The sequence below is a fragment of the Chryseobacterium sp. Leaf201 genome (assembly GCF_001421435.1).
GTDB lineage: Bacteria > Bacteroidota > Bacteroidia > Flavobacteriales > Weeksellaceae > Chryseobacterium.
Genome location: NZ_LMKA01000079.1, coordinates 106,146 through 123,669, shown reverse-complemented (window position 1 = coordinate 123,669; position 17,524 = coordinate 106,146). Strand labels below are relative to the sequence as shown.

General features: G+C 39.4%; 18 protein-coding genes and 3 tRNA genes. 11 read left to right on the top strand and 10 right to left on the bottom strand.

Annotation, left to right across the window (positions count from 1 at the left end):
- Positions 1-314 precede the first annotated feature (314 nt).
- The 3 genes from ASE55_RS12065 to ASE55_RS12055 all read right to left on the bottom strand — a co-directional run bounded on the left by ASE55_RS12065 (position 315) and on the right by ASE55_RS12055 (position 568).
- A tRNA-Leu gene (locus tag ASE55_RS12065) sits at positions 315-398 on the bottom strand.
- Between the two features lie 6 nt (positions 399-404).
- A tRNA-Gly gene (locus tag ASE55_RS12060) sits at positions 405-480 on the bottom strand.
- A 6-nt stretch (positions 481-486) separates the two neighbouring features.
- Positions 487-568: transfer RNA gene (locus tag ASE55_RS12055), tRNA-Leu, on the bottom strand.
- 180 nt (positions 569-748) lie between these two features.
- Here ASE55_RS12055 and ASE55_RS12050 point away from each other — a divergent pair.
- From ASE55_RS12050 to ASE55_RS12040, 3 genes are read left to right on the top strand one after another with little or no spacing between them, the layout of a single operon-like run.
- Positions 749-1,126, top strand: a complete 378-nt coding sequence (locus tag ASE55_RS12050) for a DUF3127 domain-containing protein (RefSeq protein ID WP_056219794.1) — start codon at positions 749-751, stop codon at positions 1,124-1,126.
- Between the two features lie 57 nt (positions 1,127-1,183).
- Positions 1,184-1,834, top strand: a complete 651-nt coding sequence (gene aat, locus ASE55_RS12045) for a leucyl/phenylalanyl-tRNA--protein transferase (RefSeq protein ID WP_056219792.1) — start codon at positions 1,184-1,186, stop codon at positions 1,832-1,834.
- Positions 1,824-2,714 (top strand): DMT family transporter, encoded by an 891-nt coding sequence (locus ASE55_RS12040; RefSeq protein WP_056219789.1) that lies wholly within the window; start codon positions 1,824-1,826, stop codon positions 2,712-2,714. Before aat ends, ASE55_RS12040 begins: the two co-directional genes overlap by 11 nt.
- Positions 2,715-2,924: 210 nt before the next feature.
- Here the strand turns inward: ASE55_RS12040 and ASE55_RS12035 are convergent, their stop codons facing one another.
- The 7 genes from ASE55_RS12035 to ASE55_RS12010 form a co-directional block, all read right to left on the bottom strand.
- A complete protein-coding gene (locus tag ASE55_RS12035) occupies positions 2,925-4,313 on the bottom strand; it encodes a tetratricopeptide repeat protein (RefSeq protein WP_056219786.1) in 1,389 nt (462 codons plus the stop codon).
- Between the two features lie 123 nt (positions 4,314-4,436).
- Positions 4,437-5,819, bottom strand: coding sequence for a phosphoglucosamine mutase (gene glmM / locus ASE55_RS12030; RefSeq protein ID WP_056219783.1), 1,383 nt, complete (start codon positions 5,817-5,819; stop codon positions 4,437-4,439).
- Position 5,820: 1 nt separating this feature from the next.
- Positions 5,821-6,657, bottom strand: a complete 837-nt coding sequence (dinD, locus tag ASE55_RS12025; protein WP_056219780.1) for a DNA damage-inducible protein D — start codon at positions 6,655-6,657, stop codon at positions 5,821-5,823.
- 80 nt (positions 6,658-6,737) lie between these two features.
- On the bottom strand, positions 6,738-6,890 hold the full coding sequence (locus tag ASE55_RS20490) for a hypothetical protein (protein WP_185116292.1): 153 nt from the start codon (positions 6,888-6,890) through the stop codon (positions 6,738-6,740).
- Positions 6,890-8,923 (bottom strand): ferrous iron transport protein B, encoded by a 2,034-nt coding sequence (gene feoB / locus ASE55_RS12020; protein WP_056219778.1) that lies wholly within the window; start codon positions 8,921-8,923, stop codon positions 6,890-6,892. Before feoB ends, ASE55_RS20490 begins: the two co-directional genes overlap by 1 nt.
- Positions 8,923-9,177, bottom strand: coding sequence for a ferrous iron transport protein A (locus ASE55_RS12015; RefSeq protein WP_082474503.1), 255 nt, complete (start codon positions 9,175-9,177; stop codon positions 8,923-8,925). The genes feoB and ASE55_RS12015 overlap by 1 nt, the downstream gene beginning before the upstream one ends.
- A gap of 135 nt (positions 9,178-9,312) precedes the next feature.
- On the bottom strand, positions 9,313-10,245 hold the full coding sequence (locus ASE55_RS12010; protein ID WP_128414561.1) for a GLPGLI family protein: 933 nt from the start codon (positions 10,243-10,245) through the stop codon (positions 9,313-9,315).
- A 235-nt stretch (positions 10,246-10,480) separates the two neighbouring features.
- Between ASE55_RS12010 and ASE55_RS12005 the strand changes: the two genes are divergently transcribed.
- From ASE55_RS12005 to ASE55_RS11970, 8 genes are all read left to right on the top strand, one after another.
- Positions 10,481-10,975 carry a hypothetical protein gene (locus tag ASE55_RS12005; RefSeq protein WP_056219776.1) on the top strand — a complete coding sequence of 165 codons (495 nt, stop codon included), beginning with the start codon at positions 10,481-10,483 and terminating at the stop codon, positions 10,973-10,975.
- Positions 10,976-11,000: 25 nt separating this feature from the next.
- Complete coding sequence (locus tag ASE55_RS12000) at positions 11,001-11,852, top strand: YoaK family protein (RefSeq protein WP_056219773.1); 852 nt, start codon at positions 11,001-11,003, stop codon at positions 11,850-11,852.
- Between the two features lie 286 nt (positions 11,853-12,138).
- A complete protein-coding gene (gene mutL, locus ASE55_RS11995) occupies positions 12,139-13,923 on the top strand; it encodes a DNA mismatch repair endonuclease MutL (protein WP_056219770.1) in 1,785 nt (594 codons plus the stop codon).
- Positions 13,924-13,928: 5 nt separating this feature from the next.
- The gene (locus ASE55_RS11990) at positions 13,929-14,660 is read left to right on the top strand and encodes a rhomboid family intramembrane serine protease (RefSeq protein ID WP_056219767.1); all 732 of its coding nucleotides are present in this window, start codon (positions 13,929-13,931) and stop codon (positions 14,658-14,660) included.
- Positions 14,661-14,666: 6 nt separating this feature from the next.
- Complete coding sequence (locus ASE55_RS11985; protein WP_056219764.1) at positions 14,667-15,653, top strand: endonuclease/exonuclease/phosphatase family protein; 987 nt, start codon at positions 14,667-14,669, stop codon at positions 15,651-15,653.
- A 71-nt stretch (positions 15,654-15,724) separates the two neighbouring features.
- Positions 15,725-16,699 carry an endonuclease/exonuclease/phosphatase family protein gene (locus tag ASE55_RS11980; protein ID WP_056219760.1) on the top strand — a complete coding sequence of 325 codons (975 nt, stop codon included), beginning with the start codon at positions 15,725-15,727 and terminating at the stop codon, positions 16,697-16,699.
- A gap of 4 nt (positions 16,700-16,703) precedes the next feature.
- The gene (locus tag ASE55_RS11975) at positions 16,704-17,066 is read left to right on the top strand and encodes a hypothetical protein (protein WP_056219758.1); all 363 of its coding nucleotides are present in this window, start codon (positions 16,704-16,706) and stop codon (positions 17,064-17,066) included.
- Between the two features lie 40 nt (positions 17,067-17,106).
- A complete protein-coding gene (locus ASE55_RS11970; RefSeq protein WP_056219755.1) occupies positions 17,107-17,511 on the top strand; it encodes a hypothetical protein in 405 nt (134 codons plus the stop codon).
- Positions 17,512-17,524: the final 13 nt, after the last annotated feature.

The window sequence follows — 17,524 nt, the reverse complement described above, 5'->3', positions numbered from 1 at the left end:
AAATTTTCATCCATAGTTCGAAATATACATTTTAAAGATTAATATATGCATTACAAATATAGTTACATTCAATTTTCTCCTATTATGGATTACCGTAAAAAATGAAATAAATTCTACTTGCATTTATATTATACAATTTAAGGTAAATATTTATTCTTTATGGAAAGAAAACCTTTGTAATAAATGCTAATTAGTATTAATAATTTGGAAAATATCGTTAGCTACAATATCATAAGAAAATTAAAAAAGCCACCCTTTTGACCACCTTTTAAAACAAAAAAGACTGTTAATCAATGATTAACAGTCTTTTTGTGTACCCCAGACGGGACTTGAACCCGTACGTCCTTACGGACACAGGATTTTAAGTCCTGCGTGTCTACCAGTTCCACCACCAGGGCATGGCGTGGAGCGAAAAACGGGACTCGAACCCGCGACCCCAACCTTGGCAAGGTTGTGCTCTACCAGCTGAGCTATTTTCGCATACAGTGCGGATGAAGGGACTCGAACCCCCACGCCTCTCGGCACCAGATCCTAAGTCTGGCGTGGCTACCAATTACACCACATCCGCGTTGTTTTTTTTGAAGTCGTATTTTAAAGAGCTTGCTTCGTTTTTGTGAGTGCAAATATAGGACATTTTCCTTTACTTCCAAAATTTTCAGTAAAAAAAATTAAAAAAGTTACATTTTTTATTTCCGACCCTTTATTTTACATTTCATTTTCTTACTTTTACACCGTTAATTAATATGATATGGAATTACAAGGAACGGTAAAGAAACTTTTTGATGCTCAGACATTTGCGAGCGGTTTCCAAAAAAGAGAAATGGTTATCCTTACGCAGGAGCAGTATCCGCAGCCGATAAACATAGAATTTTTATCTGATAAGATCAGTTTATTGGATAATCTGAAAGAAGGTGAAAATGTAAAAGTAGGAATCAACATCAGAGGAAGAGAATGGGTTTCTCCTCAGGGTGAAACAAAATATTTCAACTCGATTACCGGGTGGAGAGTAGAAAAGGTTTCCGATAATGCTTCTGAGCCTACCCAGGCAGCACCTTCCCAGTCTGCATCTTCTGCATCCAACGAAAACCCTTTCGCGGGTGATGACGATGATGATTTGCCTTTTTAATTAAAACAACACTTACATATAAATCCTGCTTTCTAAGTGGGATTTTTTTTCCTGAAAATGGTTCGGCTGGACAACAACGAGATTTCATTTCCCGATCCTGAACTTTATGACGGTCATGAAGGGATTATTGCTTTCGGCGGAGACCTGTCGGTAGAACGGATCTGGTTTGCTTATCAATTGGGTATTTTCCCCTGGTACAATCCCGGGGAGGAAATTCTCTGGTGGTGCCCTGATCCGAGATTCGTCCTGGTTCCTGCGGAATTAAAGGTTTCGAAGTCAATGCGGAAAATCCTTAACCGGGGTGATTTTACATTTTCGGAAAACCGGAATTTTACAGAAGTGATTAAAAACTGTCAGGAAATCAGCAGGAAGGGGCAGGAGGGAACCTGGCTGTCTGACGGGCTGATGGAATCCTTTATTCAGCTTCACAAATACGGACTGGCAAAAAGCGTCGAAGTTTGGCAGAATGATGAATTGGTAGGCGGATTTTACGGACTGCAGATCGGGAATATGTTTTGTGGGGAAAGTATGTTTGCCAAAGTAAGCAATGCCTCAAAAGCAGGGTTTATCCATTTTGTTGAAACACATAAAAATGACCTGGAGCTTATCGACTGCCAGTCGCACACCGATCATCTGGAAAGCCTCGGCGCTAAGATGATTCCCAAAAGGGAATTTCTGAAAATTTTACACCGAAACAATGAACGCTGATAAAGAAAAATGGGTTCTTCTGATTGTCCTGAGCCTGATCTGGGGATCATCATTTATTTTGATTAAAAAATCACTGGAGCATTTCAATCCTTATCAGGTTGGTGCATTGAGGGTGCTGATTGCCGGGATTATATTAATGCCGGTTGCCGTTTCAAAATATAAGCTATTTCCTAAAAAACATCTGAAATGGCTGCTGCTGGCAGCATTTACAGGAAATTTTATTCCGATGTTCCTGTTTCCGATTGCGGAAACCGAAGTAAGCAGCAGCATTGCCGGAATCATCAATTCCATGATGCCGATTTTCGTGATTGTCGTAGGTGCTCTGATCTGGAAATTTGAAACCACAAAACAGCAGATTCTGGGTACCCTGATCAGTTTTACCGGAGTTTGCCTGCTGGCTTTCGGAGGTGACGGTGAGGGCGGATCTTTTAAATTAATTCCGATTCTTTTGCTGTTAACGGCTACTTTATGTTATGCCATCAGTACAACAACCGTAAAATCTAAATTAATGGAGGTTTCTTCTACGGTTTTATCGGCTTTCGTATTTGCTTTTGTTCTGTTTTTACCTTCACTATTTGCTTTGACGTCTACCGGATTCTTTTCCACATTCAGCTTTAACCGGGATACGATGATCGGACTGATGTTCGTTAGCCTGTTGTCCGTTTTCGGGACCGGACTGGCCATGATGATGAACTACAGGCTTCTGAAAGTATCTTCGCCTCTGTTTGCCTCAACCGTTACTTTACTGATGCCGGTTGTTGCCATTGCCTGGGGTATTCTGGATGGTGAGAAGCTGTCTGTTCTGCAGTTTGTGGGAACGGCGGTTATTATTGCCGGACTGGTCTTTCTGAGGGCTAAATCAGGTATAAAAAGCAGATAAGAAGTCAATCGATGGGACTAGTTTTTATCAAGTTTTATAATTATTACACCTTCTATATATAAACGTAAATAAAAATTTGAATGTCTCGACAGAAAGTGTCAAAAATATAAATAAAAACAATCCTGCAGCCTTCTGCAGGATTGTTTTCTTTATTAAAGATAAGATAATAGATCAGCCTGAATGTAATGTTTACTTCAGGCTTTTATTATTCTAACCTTCTGAGTTTTTCTTTTTCGCCTTTGCCTTTACTTTCTTCACTTCATCCCTGATAAAAGGATATTTCTTCTGCATATCAGATACAAGTGAAGGATCCAGTTCCAAAGCTTTAAGCAATGATTCTTTGCCTTTTTCCTGATCTTTGAGGTTAAGGTAACAGTTGCTTAATTGGTAAAACAATTCTGCCCTGTGATGCGCCTTTACGGCTTTATTCAGTAAAATAATCGCTTCTTCGTACTCTCCCAAAAGCATCAGTACCTCAGAGTAGGCATACCAGTTATAAAACCGTGTAGGCTCAGCCTCCACCAGCTTTTTAAGGCAGGAAAGACTTTCTTCAAACTTCCCGGAATCAATAAATAAAAAGGCCAGTCTTTTCTGGTAATCCAGATTGCCCTCATTCAGGTGGGTTGCTTCTTTGGCAAAATGTAAAGCTTCCGTCATGCCGCCCATTTCTTCATACAGGTAAGACTGCTCCATCATGGCCAGGTAAAACTGAGGATCTTCCCTCAATGATTTCTGGAATGCATTCAAAGCTATGATAGGCTGTTTTAAAGCTTTATAACAAAGCCCGATTTTATAAAATGTAAAGGCTTTGGTATATTCCAGCTCCAGCATTTCCTCATACACTTCAATGGCTTTTTTATACTGCCCTAATGCTTCGTAACAGGCTGCTTTATTTGCATACACTCCAACGGAACTTGAATTGATGGCCAACAGGTAATCATACCCCTTAATGGCTTCTTCGTAATTTTTTCTGTTGAAATAGAACTGTCCGTACTCAAACCAGGCAACTTCGGAATAAGCATATTCGTCCAGGTATTCATTAAGAAAGGCAATTGCCTCATCGTTCTTATTCAGGTCCGAAAAGCAGATCATACAGTTCTCCAGCGAATAATCATCGGTAGGATCTTCTGAAAGGGCTTTCCTGTAATGTTTAAGAGCGTTAAAAGGGTCTCCGAGATTTACATATTCATCTGCAATGAAATTATGAAGGAAGTTTTCTTCTTCTTTCAGTTCCAGGGCTTTTTTACAGATGTCTATGGCTTTTCTGGGATTTCCTAAATTCGAATAATACTTTGCGTAGCAAACCAGAAAGTCTGTGTTTTCCATAGAAGAACCTTTCAGCTCGCTGATCAGCTCCTTCGCCGTATTATAATCTTCCCATTCCAGAAGAATTTCAAGTTTTTTGATCTTGATATCTAAAGAATTGGGGTGGAGCTTCAGACCGTAATTCACTGCCGTATCGGCATAATTGAAGTCTCCCAGCTCCAGATAGTAAACAATAATGTCTTCTAACTCTTCTGTATCAAAGTAGAATTCATCATTATTTTCCATCATTTCCTCGAACTTTTTTACAAGTTCATTTCCAAAATATTCTTCCAATATAAAACAGTTTTAAGATTTAAGACTTGAGATATGAGATATACAAATACTCGGTTCTGAAAATCTTAGTACTAAATTTAATAATAAATACGATTAAAACGATGAAAAGGATGTTAATATTTATTAAATCAGACTATTGATTTTAGCTATCATTTCATCACCTAACCGGTCGGCTTCCTCTTGAGATTTAGCCTCTGTATAAATTCTGATAATCGGTTCTGTATTAGACTTTCTAAGATGGACCCAATTGTTTTCAAAATCTATTTTTACGCCGTCTACCGTAGAGACCTCTTCATTTTGATACGCTTTTTCCATTTTTGTTAAAAGGTCATCCACATTAATCTCCGGAGTCAGTTCAATTTTCTTTTTACCCATGAAATAACTTGGGTAGCCTGCTCTCATTTCAGAAACCGTTTTGTTTTCCTTTGCCAGATGTGTTAAAAACAAAGCAATTCCTACCAGTGAATCTCTTCCGTAGTGCAGGTCAGGGTAGATAATCCCGCCGTTTCCTTCTCCGCCGATCACTGCATTTTTCTCTTTCATTAAGGTAACCACATTCACTTCTCCCACGGCACTGGCAAAATACTCAGAATGATGGGTCTTAGCTACGTCTCTCAGAGCCCGGCTGGAGGAAAGGTTAGAAACCGCCACACCGTTTTTACTCTTCAGCAAATAATCTGCAACGGCAACCAACGTGTATTCTTCCCCGAACATTTCACCTTTTTCATCAATCAGTGCGAGCCTGTCAACATCCGGATCTACCACTACGCCCAGGTCTGCATTTTCTTTCTTTACCAGTTCACAGATATCCCCCAAATGTTCCTTTAACGGCTCAGGGTTATGCGGAAACTGCCCGTTAGGTTCACAGTATAATTTTACGGTTTCACAGCCTAGTGTATCCAGCAGCATCGGGATGGCAATGCCTCCCGTAGAATTTACGGCATCCAGAACCACTTTGAATTTTTTGGCTTTAATGGCTTCCGCATCTACCATCGGCAGTGCAAGGATCTGCTGAATATGGATGTCAAAAGCATCATTCCTGGTTTCGTAAGTCCCCAGATCATCAACTTCAGCATAATTAAAGTCTTCACTTTCGGCCAGAGCAAGCACTTCGGCCCCGTTTTCTCCGGTAATAAATTCTCCTTTATCGTTTAACAGCTTCAGGGCATTCCATTGTTTTGGATTGTGTGAAGCGGTAAGGATAATCCCGCCGTCTGCATTCAATTCCGGCACCATGATCTCAACCGTCGGGGTTGTGGAAAGACCCAAGTCGATAACGTTGATTCCAAGACCCTGCAGGGTTGCCGTTACCAGGGAAGAAACCATCTGTCCTGAGATTCTGGCGTCCCTTCCTATAACGAGGGTAAGGTCTTTTTTATTTTTATTGTTCTGAAGCCAGGTCCCGAATGCCGAAGCAAATTTTACCACATCCAGCGGCGTAAGGTTATCATTTACGGCACCGCCGATGGTTCCCCGGATTCCTGAAATACTTTTTATTAGTGACATCCTATTTTTTCTTAGTTTGTTTTAAAATTTTCTTTTCATCATTTTCCAGTTGGCGCTGGACTTTTTTAACATCTTCCAATGCAGGAAGGTTTTCAGGTTTTATTCCTCGTTCTCCAAGCATTTTTCTTACTGCCAAATTATTTTCAATATGTTCGTTGGTAATTTGTATGTCACCATTCAAATCTTTTTCAACAACATTATGGCCGGTTAATTCGGTTGCAAAATCTTTAGCTTTAATTGTTAAAGTAGGAAGAAAGTCTGCAAGAGGCCTGGTCTGGGGAATACCCATTCTCTTCTTCATGTCATTTGTCGTAAAGCCGCCAAATAAAGCCTGGTCGCCTTTCGAACGGATTACTGAAAAACTTTTTTCGTCAACCCCTCTTTCATAGATAATCCCTGAAAGTCTTTTCTCTGTTTTAGAGAGCCTGTCTCTTGCGGTTACCCTTGCAACATCCAGCAGCCTTTTTTCAATAATTTCCTGCTTTCTTGTCTGGACCGCAAAATAAGTCTGTGCAAAAGCTATTTCTGATTTTGATGAATCCCCGTTTTGAGCAATAAGATAACAACCATAACGAGTTAAAGCTATATCCGGGATTTCTCTTTCTGATCCGCTGCCCAGTAACACCATTTTCCCGATGTCGGCAAAATGGTTTTGCACATCTTCACCTACATTTTCACAAGCCTTTTTAGCTTTTTCAATAACCTTTAAAAAGTTATCCCATTTTGTATAATTCAAAATTTCCTGTAGATCTCTTGCACTCCAGCATTCAATATCATTGTATAGATGTGAGGCATTTTCAAATTTCAGAAAAAGCAGTTCTATTAATTCCTTTTTCATTGTGATTGTGTTTTATCCCACAAAAATAAGTAAAAAATGAATCTCAGAAATGTTTAGTTTTCCACAGGAATGTTATTTTTCTATGAACATCCGCAGTCTTTGTCGCAGTTTGTTCTTTTGGAGCTGAATTTCTTCGGTGCAAAATTTTTCCTGAGTACTTTAAACAGCGCATAACAGGCAAATGCAACAATAAGAAGAACGAGTATGTATTGTAAGATCAGTGAAGAATCCATTATTTTAATATCTGGTATGCTAACATCGACACAAAGTAGGCCAAACCTGTCATCATCGCTACCTGAAAAGCGGTCCATTTCCAGCTTTTGGTTTCTCTGTAGACTACTGCAAGTGTAGAAATACACTGCATTGCAAATGCGTAAAACAAGAGTACGGAAACACCTGTTGCAAAACTGAAGACTTTCTCGCCGTTCGGTTTTACATCGCGTCTCATTTTATCAATTACCTTTATTTCCGGGGCATCATCTTCCAGGCTGTATAAGGTAGACATGGTCCCTACGAAAACTTCTCTCGCTACAAAACTGGTCAGTATTCCCACTCCCATTTTCCAGTCGTAACCGAGGGGAGAAATTACCGGTTCTATTCCTCTGCCCATCTTGGCCAGATAAGAATGGTCAAGCTCAACATTGGTGGCTACCCATTGGTCTGAACTCTGTTTAGGGCCGAAATAACTTAAGAACCAGATAATGATGCTGACAATGAAAATTATTTTTCCAGCTCCGGTAATAAAGTCCCAGACTTTTCCCAATACCATTTTTAAATCATAGGCAAAAAGCGGCTTTTTATAGGTAGGCAGATCCATCACCAGATAGGTCTTGCCTTTATTTTTGATGAATTTATTAAGGACAGCCGCAGAAAGCAATGCTACAATAAAGCCCAGCAGATACATCCCCATCAGTACCAAAGCCTTGTACTTTATTCCTAACACCGTGTCGTCTGAAATAATGAGTCCGATGATAATACTGTATACCGGAAGCCTTGCGGAACACGTCATGAAAGGCGTTACCAAAATAGTCAGTAACCGTTCTTTCAAATTTTCAATATTCCGGGTGGAAATCACAGCCGGGATAGCACATGCTGTTCCTGAAACCAGCGGCACAATACTTTTTCCGTTTAATCCGAAAGGGCGGAGAATCCGGTCCATTAAGAAGACCACTCTCGCCATATATCCGGAATCTTCTAATAGATACAGGAAATATAATAAAATCCCGATCTGCGGAGCGAAAATCACAATTCCTCCTATTCCCGGAACAATTCCTTTGGATATCAGTGAATTAATGGGACCTTCCGGCAGGTGCTCGCCTGTAAAAGCTGACAGCCATGCAAAAAGGGAATCGATCCAGTTCATCGGGTATTCTGCCAGAAAGAAAACACTCTGGAAAATGACTAATAAAATCATCATGAAAACCACGTATCCCCAGAATTTATGGACTAAAACCCGGTCTAATTTTTCTGTCAGCAGCTCTTTGAACTGAGGCTTTTTAGAAATAACGTCTGATAAAATGGTGTCTGCATGCTGATACCTTCTTACCGTTTCCTGAACCTGCAGCCTTTTCGGGACCAGGCTTTTTGAATCCGGCTCGTTAAGCTGTTCCACAACAGAGCTGATTTTCCCCAGATCTGTTCCCAAAGATAAACTCAGCCAGGCTTTATATTCATTGTCAATACCTTTATGGGCAGCCACTTTATGAATAAAATCTTTATGTTCGTTTGGCGTTTCGAAAGTCTGTTTTTCGGCCTTCACAAAAGTATTGTGCAAAACAGCTTCTTTGATATCATTAATGCCAATCTGCTCTTTGGCATTGGTGCGGATAATTTTTATTCCTAAAGCTTCCGAAAACTTCTCAACATCAATGGTAATGCCTCTTTTCTCCGCCTGATCAACCTGATTAACCACCAGAATCATCGGAACTCCCAGATCCTGGATCTGCTGGAATAACAAAAGCCCTCTTTTTAAGCTCAGGGCCTCAAGAATATAGATAACCCCTGCATAATCCTGCTGGTGGTCGATAACAAATTTAGAAAAGATCGCTTCATCTTCAGAACTCGGATATATACTGTATGATCCCGGTAAATCCACAACCTCAACCTCTTCATTTTTGTAGGTATAATAGCCTGAATGGCTGGCCACGGTAACCCCGGCGTAGTTTCCGGTTTTCTGCTTCTTATTGCAAAGTGCGTTGAATACCGTTGACTTTCCTACATTGGGATTCCCGACTAAAAGAACCTGTTTTCTCTGAATTTCTTGCATTAATTCAATTCTTCAACAATGATAAAATCGCCCTCTTCTTCGCGGAGAGCAATGCGGCTTTTTTCATTTCCGAACTCTACATACATCGGTCCGCTGAAAGGTGCCTGATATAAAATCCTGAATGACGTTTCCGGAAGAAGCCCCATTTCAATAATCTTATTCGGCATGGCAAGGCTGTCATTATCATACCCCAGAATTTTTCCCATTCTGTTTTTGGGAAATCCGCTCAACTTATGTAAACCGTTCTCTTTCAAAGCCAAAATTTTGTGTCTGCAAATATACGCTATTTAAATTTAATCTAAATAACAAGAATGCATGAAAGAAATCAACCCAAATGAAACGTTTCATTTGGGTTGATTAAAATATAGTTAAATATGAATGTGCCTGCTTTATTCTTTCACTTTTCCTACCTTTTCCACTGTCCCTACTTTCAGTTTTTCGTAAGGCGGTTCAATCGGGTTATCATTTAAGTTAAAGAAATCTTTGTACATTTTTTCCTGTTTTTTCATCATGTCGCCGATCGTTCCATCCATTCCCGGGATTGTCTTTGACATCATTTCGCTGTTCATCATCGGTCTTATGGTTGCAAAAGGGTCTTTTTTGAAATCATTGAATGTTTTCTCAAATTTCTCTCTTGGCATTTCAGTTACCTTTAAGCCTACATTAGAAATTTTTTCGGCATACGTCAGTTCATCCCAGTTTGGTATTTTCCTGTTTCCCTGAAGAACCCATGAATAATTTTTACCTTCATCTTCAATTTTTACGATAAGTCCCGGAAGTCCTGAGAATTTATAAGGCCCATCCTGAAAAGGAAGATCTGTACTGAACCATGCCGTCCATTTTCTCCCTCCGAACTCAGCAGTAGCTTTCTGCGCATTGTAGGTTCCTACTTTTTCTTTTTCATTGGAAATCTTCCAGTCGAATTTAACAGTTTCGTTGTATCCGATATTCATCGGGGTGAATCCGCTTGCTATTCTCTCGATGTACTGTAATTTCATATCCGGATAATGCTTTACAATTTTTTCTGAAAACTTGGGCATTTTAATAGATTTCGAAAGATCTTTAAAGGTACCTGCTTTCTGCATGGCCTCAACCTGTACCTTGATAATTGAATCCTGTCCGACCGCTGTATAATCCCGGTATACGGATCTGTCTTTAACAATGTCAAGTACGGCCATTACTTTTTCGAGTTTGGCAGAATCTTTCTTAGGCTTAAAGGTCAGCTCATAGAAAAAACGGTTGGCTGTTTCTTTGGAATCTTTGTCCTGCGCACCTGCAAAAGCAAAAAGAGTGATAAAGAATATTGAAAATAGGTTTTTCATTGTTTTTCTGATGTTTGAATAATTAGTTAGCAGTCTCATCCTTTTGTTACATTATTTTTCTGATTTTTTCACTTATCCTCATCGGAATCTTTTTAGAAGGGTCCTATTTTAATGAATTCTAATCTCATTTTAATCTCTTTAATCATATTTTAATTCCGTTCCAAAGGGGTTCTAATCTTACCGTTCTAATTTTGTATCATCGAAAAAGATAATGTAGAACCTAAATCTCAATAATATGACTAAAACGATTTTAATAGCCACAGATTATTCTCTTGAGTCTTTGAATATTTTAAAGAAAGTAATGAAAGAGAAGCATGCCTCGGAAGATGAAAATCAATACAATATTCTTTTGGTTTCAGGATACGATACCGGAGATTCTATCAGGGATCTTCTGTTTAATACAAAAAGTACAATTTTTAATAAGCTTATGCCAAAGGAGTTTGGTGATGCCTATGGGATTATTAAAAATAAATATCCTCAGCTGATCAATAAAATCGTCTGTGATGTTTTCACGGGAAGCTTTCAGCGGACTTTCAACAACTATGTGAAAGCGGAAGATATCAGTGAGGCCTATTATTCTCCCTCTGTTAAAAGTAAAGGAAAAGGAAAATTTGACCTGATTCCTTATATTAAGAAATGCAAAGACCTTGAGTCTTATGAAATTGCTGTAGCGCCTCAGAAAAGTCTTCCGGAAAAAGGAAGGCTGGCAGAGATTTTTGCAGAAGCCTAATGTAGAACGTATAAAAAATTGAAAAATGCTAAGGAATTATAGTAACAGCAGGACGTTGGGAGACAACATCAGACTGGGGACGCTGACCGCTTTTACAGCAGGCACTATAAATATTGCTTCCCTGTTGATCTTTCTCTCCTTCACATCTAACGTAACGGGCCATTATGCCATTTTTGCAGCAGAGATCAGCAAAGGAAACTGGTCGCAGGTCGCTGTGGTGGGGTTATGGATCTTCCTGTTTTTCTTCGGAGGGTTCGTGTCTAATTTTATCGTGATTACGTTCAATAAAAAAAGTAAATATTTTGCGCATTCGATGCCTTTGGTTCTGGAAATTATGTGTCTTTTGCTTGTAGGGATTTACGGTCAGTTTTATTACCGGAAAACGCTGGAAGAAACAGAATATCTGGTTGCTTTAATGTTGTTTGCAACAGGCCTTCAGAACGGCTTAACGGCAAGCATCTCCAACTTTTCAGTAAAAACAACCCACCTTACCGGTACCACTACTGATTTGGGTATCCTGTTCTCTATGTTTACCCAGAAGAAGTTCAGGAAAAACGGTGAGCTGGTGGCAAGAGCTAAGCTGTTGCTGAGTATTATGCTGGCGTATGTGATAGGAGCTGTGTTTTCGGGGTTGACATATTTTTATCTGGAATTCAGGGTTTTCTATATCATCAGTCTGTGTCTGTTAGTGGTTATTGGGTATGATGCTTATAAGATTCACATCAGGCATTTCAAAACCCGGTACAGATACAGCAAGATTTATAACAAGCCGAATGCAATAGCGTATCTGTATGACAAAATCCACGGCATTCCGGAGGTTAAGCCTCAGGTTAAGGAGAGGCGGGAGAAAAAGCGGACCCTTATATTTGAAGATTAAATGTGAGTATCTGAGTTTTATATGCTTCTGCTTCTGAAAGATAAAATAAATAAAAAAGATAAAATATCAGTATTAATTTGTGTAAACTAGCTGTGAATCAATCCTCTAATTGTGTAATGCAATCAGGGGATTGTGTTTTTTAGAAGTACGGGTTTACAATAATGCTCTGTATAAGCTGTTTTACGGCTAGGTTGTTGATATGTTGATAATTAAATTTTAATTAAGGGGGTTATTATTTTAATTCTTATTCTGAATGCCTATTTTTGTAAGTTGATTTACGATTTTTATGTCAGATATTATTCAACTTTTACCGGATCATGTAGCCAACCAGATTGCAGCAGGGGAAGTGGTGCAGAGGCCGGCATCCATTGTAAAAGAACTTTTGGAAAATGCAATTGATGCAGACTCTACAAAAATTGAGCTGATCATAAGAGATGCGGGGAAAAACCTGATTCAGGTGGTGGATGACGGCACGGGCATGTCTGAAACGGATGCCAGGATGGCATTTGAAAGGCACGCCACTTCCAAAATAAGAGGGACGGAGGATATCTTTAAAATTTCTACCAAAGGATTCCGTGGTGAGGCTCTGGCTTCTATTGCTGCTGTTTCGCAGGTGGAATTAAGAACAAAGCGGAAAGAGGCTGCCATCGGAACCAATATTTACATAGAAGGCGGTGTTTTCCAGTTTCAGGATCCGGTTCAGACGGCTGACGGGTCTAATTTTTTAGTTAAGAACTTATTTTATAACGTCCCGGCCAGAAGAAAATTCCTTAAAAATAACAATATTGAATTCAGGCATGTTATTGACGAATTTCAGCGTGTGGCATTAGCTCACGAAAACCTGGAATTCTCCCTGTTCCATGATGACGAAGCCGTATTCAGGTTAAGAAAGGGCAGCCAGATGCAGCGGATTGTCGATATTTTCGGAAGAAAACTGCAGCCGCAGCTGATTCCCATTAAAGAAGATATTTTGTGGTGTAAACTCCACGGATTTGTTGCCAAACCGGAAGGTGCCAAAAAAACCAGGGGCGAACAGTTCCTTTTTGTCAATGGCAGGTATTTTAAAAGTTCTTATTTTAACAAGGCCGTACAGGATGCTTTTGAAGGGCTGCTGTTACCGGGATATATTCCGACATTTTTCCTTTTCCTGGAACTTGATCCTGAAAAGATTGACGTAAATATCCATCCGCAGAAAACAGAAGTCAAGTTTGAAGACGAGCACCTGATTTTTGCGCTGCTGCGCTCAACCATCAAAAGGTCCCTGGGGATTTACAACGTAGCACCGAGTCTTGATTTTGAAAAAGACCCTCAGCTGGAGGAAATCCTGCAGAAGACTTTTCCAAGCAAAAGCAACGGTGGCGGCGGTTTTGTAAAGATGCCTGAAATTATTGTAGACAAAGACTATAATCCGTTTCTGGAAGAAAGAGGGATGAGGCAGTCGGAAATTCAGAATCTGGCAGATATGTACCATCAGAATATTGCTGCAGAACCTTCCAAAATCAACCTTTTTGAAGATGAGGATTTTGATGAAGACCTGATGAGGCTGCCCAATGGTTACTGGCTTTTCAATAAAGGCGACAGAACCCTGATGCTGGACCTGGGAAGAATGCACAGGCTGGTGGTTTCCGAACATTCAAAACCATTGAGAAAGGGGACGACCAACAGCCATTCCTTATTATTCTCTTTGGAATACCATATGAATGAGATTGAGAAGAGTAAATATAAATCCATCAAAAAGTACCTTCCCGAATTAGGGTTTGAAACCAGCATTGCGCATGAAAATGTCATGAGGATTGATGCGGTACCGGAGGGACTGAAAGAAACCCAGGTCATGAAGTTCCTTGAAGATCTTTTTGAAATCCTGGAATATAAAACGGAAGAAGAATTCCTGCATTTCTACCAGAACCAGTGGAATAAAATGCAGTCGAAATCCAGGTTTGATTTTATCTACAAAAAAGACGCAGAACAGCTGATTAAGGATTTTACGGCACTCGGCTTCCCGGAATTTTTACCGAACGGAAAAAGATGTTTCTTTGAAGTACCTTTTAATGATTTTAAAAATAAATTTTAGCAAACATGTTCAACAGTATACCACCGATTACGAAAAATATAATTATCATCAATGTTATTATATTCATTGTAGCCAATTTAATATTTCAGGATAAATTTACTGCTTATCTGGCTGCATTTTATCCCTTTTCACCGTTCTTTAAATCATGGCAGATTATTACCCATATGTTTATGCACGGAAGTTTTATGCATATTCTGTTTAACATGTTTACCCTGTTCAGCTTTGGGCCTGTTTTAGAGCAGAATTTAGGACAGAAGCGCTATCTGATACTTTACTTCTTAAGTGGTTTGGGAGCATTTTTCTTATTTAATTTATGGAATTTTATCGAAGTGCAGCAAATATCCGGTGAACTGCAGCAGTTAGGATTTGATATAAACGGATATCTTTCCGGTGCAAGTGTTCATTTTTCAGGGACATCAGACTCTGTTATCCAGCAGAAAGGTTTGGTAGAAAACCTGAACGGTATAATGGGGACGCCAATGGTGGGTGCTTCGGGTGCTATTTTTGGGGTAGTTGCTGCCTTTGCCACGCTTTATCCTGATGCAAAAATAGGGATCATGTTTATTCCGATACCGATGAAAGTAAAATATGTGTTGCCCGTTATCATACTGGGTTCAATCTGGCTGGGGGTTTCCGGGAATTCAGGAGGCATTGCACACCTTGCCCACGTGGGCGGAGCTCTGGTAGGATTCATCCTTGCTATGATTTGGAAAAAGCACTTATACAGACTTAACTAGAACTTTGTGAAAATTATTCGCCTTATACTCCTGATCTTACACATAGGAATTTTCTTTCTTCTGGCCGGAATGTTATTGAACGCTTATATTCCGCCGAAGATTTCACCGTGGTTCAACCTGCTCTCTTTAGGATTTCCCGTCTTAATGACTGTATATATTGCGTTAACCCTGTTTTGGATTTTCTGCTGGAAAAAAAGGGCTTTTGTATTCATTTTTTCAGGGCTTCTGTTTTTTAATGCTTCCATACGGTGGGTTAATTACACACCTGCGAAGAATGACCCCGCAGATTTAAAAATTGTTTCCTTCAACACAAAAGGAGGGAAAACAGCAGGAGAACAGAATATTAAGGAATATTTAAATTCCCATAATGCCGATGTCCTGCTTTTACAGGAAGATTTTGGTGATAAGATATATTTTCCCGGATATATAAAGGGTAATGTGCATACTGCTTCAGCAGTGTTTACAAAACATGAAATTATAGATCAAAAACTGATAGATTCAGAGTATATTGACTCTTATGTAACACAGACGGATATCAAAATCCGGGGGAAAATTTACCGTTTTATCAATGTGTACCTTCATCCTTTTAAGTTTGAAAAAAGCATGGTAAAGCTTGATGGAAATAATGCCCAGGACGAGGAGAAAATAAAAAATATAGTCAAAAGATTAATCCCTACTTTTAAGATTCATCAGGAAGAAGTCGCGGCCATCAGAAAATCAGTGGAAAGTTCGCCTTATCCTGTTATTATAGCCGGCGATTTTAATGCAGTACCCAATTCCTATGAATACTATCATTTATCAAAAGACCTGAAAGATGCATTTATGGAGGCGGGAAGGGGAAGTGCCACAAGTTTTCACGATTATAAATTCCCGATCAGGATTGATTATGTATTTGCGTCAAAATCAATACAGCCTGTTAGTTATAAAGTAGACCGCTCTATCAGAATTTCAGATCATTTTCCTGTAATTGCGACTTTCAGGCTGCAGAAGTAATTATAAAAAATCGTTAAACTTTTTGGGTTGGTCGGTTTTTTGATAAAAAAGATGGTACCTTTACTATCATAATGAAGTTCCGTCAGATTCTGTTATTCTCGCACATTACTGTTGCTGTTTTACTCCTGAGTACCTTGGGAAATGCATGGGTGCCGCCCAATTTTGTAGGGTATCTCAATTTCCTGTCATTAGGCTTTCCCTATTTAATTTCCCTGTATATTATATTAACCTTAATCTGGGTTGTTAAAAAGGAGAAAATAGCCATTGCTTTTTTATTAGGAACGCTTTTGTTTTATAACCCGATCCGGCGCTGGATCAATTTTACCCCGAAAACTGAAAATTTAAAATCCGTCAGAGATATAAAAGTTATTACTTTCAATGTAAAATACGGTGACTTCGGATGGGAGAAAGTGAAAAAGTACATCAGTGATCAGGATGCGGACATTATACTGGTCCAGGAAAAAGATACCAACCGTGCACTGAGGGATGATATGGTTAAATATCCGTCTGTTATTCTGAAGACCAAGCATAAGATTATCAGACAGGAAGAACTGATTACAGACAAATCCCGCGGAAATTCCTTTTATGCGGATGTTGATATCAACGGAAAGATTGTGCGGATTATTAACGTTTATCTTGAGCCTTTCAGGCTGCAGAAATCAATGTTTAAATTTGACGATGTAGAAAAAGAGGGCGGAAAGATCAATACGCTGCTTTCTCATATGACACCCACTTTCAAAGCACATGAAGACCAGATAAAAAAAATAAGAAAGGCAGTAGACCTGTCCCCGTATCCGGTGATTTTAGCCGGTGATTTTAATTCGGTACCGAATTCCTATGAATATTATAACCTGGGTAAGGATCTTCAGGATGCCTTTCTGGTTGCAGGGAACGGAAGTTCTTCCAGCTTCCATGATTATAAGGTTCCGCTCAGGATTGATTATATTTTCAGCTCAAAATCAATTATTCCGTTAAGTTACAAAGTAGATAATTCCGTTAAGTTGTCAGATCATTATCCTGTAATTGCAGAATTTCTGTTAAATTAGTCTCATGAAAAATTTATCTTTTGCAGCCTTTATTTTTTCAGTTGCAGCGGTTTCATGTTCTAAAAAAGAGCCGGTAGACCTTTATCCTGCAGACAGCCCGAAACCGGCCTATGATACGGCAGCGGTAGACTCCTTTTCAAACGGTGCCACTTCTGTAGATATCGTGCGCCAGATCAGGATGTCTTCTCAGAAATACCGGGATTCTGTAAAAGAAGCGATAAAACTTCAGGAGCAGGAGAACAGGATGAAGGAAGAGCTTGAAAAAGAAAATAAGAATAAAGCAGATGAGGAGAAGAAAAAAGCGGATGGTGAAAAAGTGAAAAAATCACCTGAAGCGTCTGCCGCGAATGAACCAAAGACAGATTAACCATAATTTATACAATTACATTTTAAAATTATAAATACGTATGAAAAAAAACATTTTATCAGCATTGATAATTGCGGCAGCAGTTGTATCATGCACAAAATCAAGCACCACGGAGAAAGTTGAAAACCCGGATGGTACCGTAACCACTACGACTACAGTTTCTGAGAATGCATTAGGCATTGACACGGCAAAGATCAACCAGACCACAGAAAATGCAGAGGCTAAAATTGACGAAGCTGACAGGAAAATAGACCGCGTTGCAGAAAATGCAAAGGATAAGATTGATGCTACGGCAGATAAAACCAAAGCAGACCTGCATAAGGCCGGACAGGATATTAAGCAGGGTGCCAAAGAAGTAGGCAATGATGTAAAGGATGCCGCTGCAAAAGGAGCTTCCAAAGTAGAGGAAGGCGCAAGAAAGCTGAAAGAGGATTTAAACAGATAAGTAAAAACCGCAG

What these genes read in the sequence shown, in the direction of transcription:
- ASE55_RS12050 (WP_056219794.1), top strand. Translation starts at nt 749, where the DNA reads ATGGAATTACAAGGAACGGTAAAGAAACTTTTTGATGCTCAGACATTT.
- aat (WP_056219792.1), top strand. Translation starts at nt 1,184, where the DNA reads ATGGTTCGGCTGGACAACAACGAGATTTCATTTCCCGATCCTGAACTT.
- ASE55_RS12040 (WP_056219789.1), top strand. Translation starts at nt 1,824, where the DNA reads ATGAACGCTGATAAAGAAAAATGGGTTCTTCTGATTGTCCTGAGCCTG.
- glmM (WP_056219783.1), bottom strand. Translation starts at nt 5,819, where the DNA reads ATGTCACTAATAAAAAGTATTTCAGGAATCCGGGGAACCATCGGCGGT.
- dinD (WP_056219780.1), bottom strand. Translation starts at nt 6,657, where the DNA reads ATGAAAAAGGAATTAATAGAACTGCTTTTTCTGAAATTTGAAAATGCC.
- ASE55_RS20490 (WP_185116292.1), bottom strand. Translation starts at nt 6,890, where the DNA reads ATGGATTCTTCACTGATCTTACAATACATACTCGTTCTTCTTATTGTT.
- feoB (WP_056219778.1), bottom strand. Translation starts at nt 8,923, where the DNA reads ATGCAAGAAATTCAGAGAAAACAGGTTCTTTTAGTCGGGAATCCCAAT.
- ASE55_RS12010 (WP_128414561.1), bottom strand. Translation starts at nt 10,245, where the DNA reads ATGAAAAACCTATTTTCAATATTCTTTATCACTCTTTTTGCTTTTGCA.
- ASE55_RS12005 (WP_056219776.1), top strand. Translation starts at nt 10,481, where the DNA reads ATGACTAAAACGATTTTAATAGCCACAGATTATTCTCTTGAGTCTTTG.
- ASE55_RS12000 (WP_056219773.1), top strand. Translation starts at nt 11,001, where the DNA reads ATGCTAAGGAATTATAGTAACAGCAGGACGTTGGGAGACAACATCAGA.
- mutL (WP_056219770.1), top strand. Translation starts at nt 12,139, where the DNA reads ATGTCAGATATTATTCAACTTTTACCGGATCATGTAGCCAACCAGATT.
- ASE55_RS11990 (WP_056219767.1), top strand. Translation starts at nt 13,929, where the DNA reads ATGTTCAACAGTATACCACCGATTACGAAAAATATAATTATCATCAAT.
- ASE55_RS11980 (WP_056219760.1), top strand. Translation starts at nt 15,725, where the DNA reads ATGAAGTTCCGTCAGATTCTGTTATTCTCGCACATTACTGTTGCTGTT.
- ASE55_RS11975 (WP_056219758.1), top strand. Translation starts at nt 16,704, where the DNA reads ATGAAAAATTTATCTTTTGCAGCCTTTATTTTTTCAGTTGCAGCGGTT.
- ASE55_RS11970 (WP_056219755.1), top strand. Translation starts at nt 17,107, where the DNA reads ATGAAAAAAAACATTTTATCAGCATTGATAATTGCGGCAGCAGTTGTA.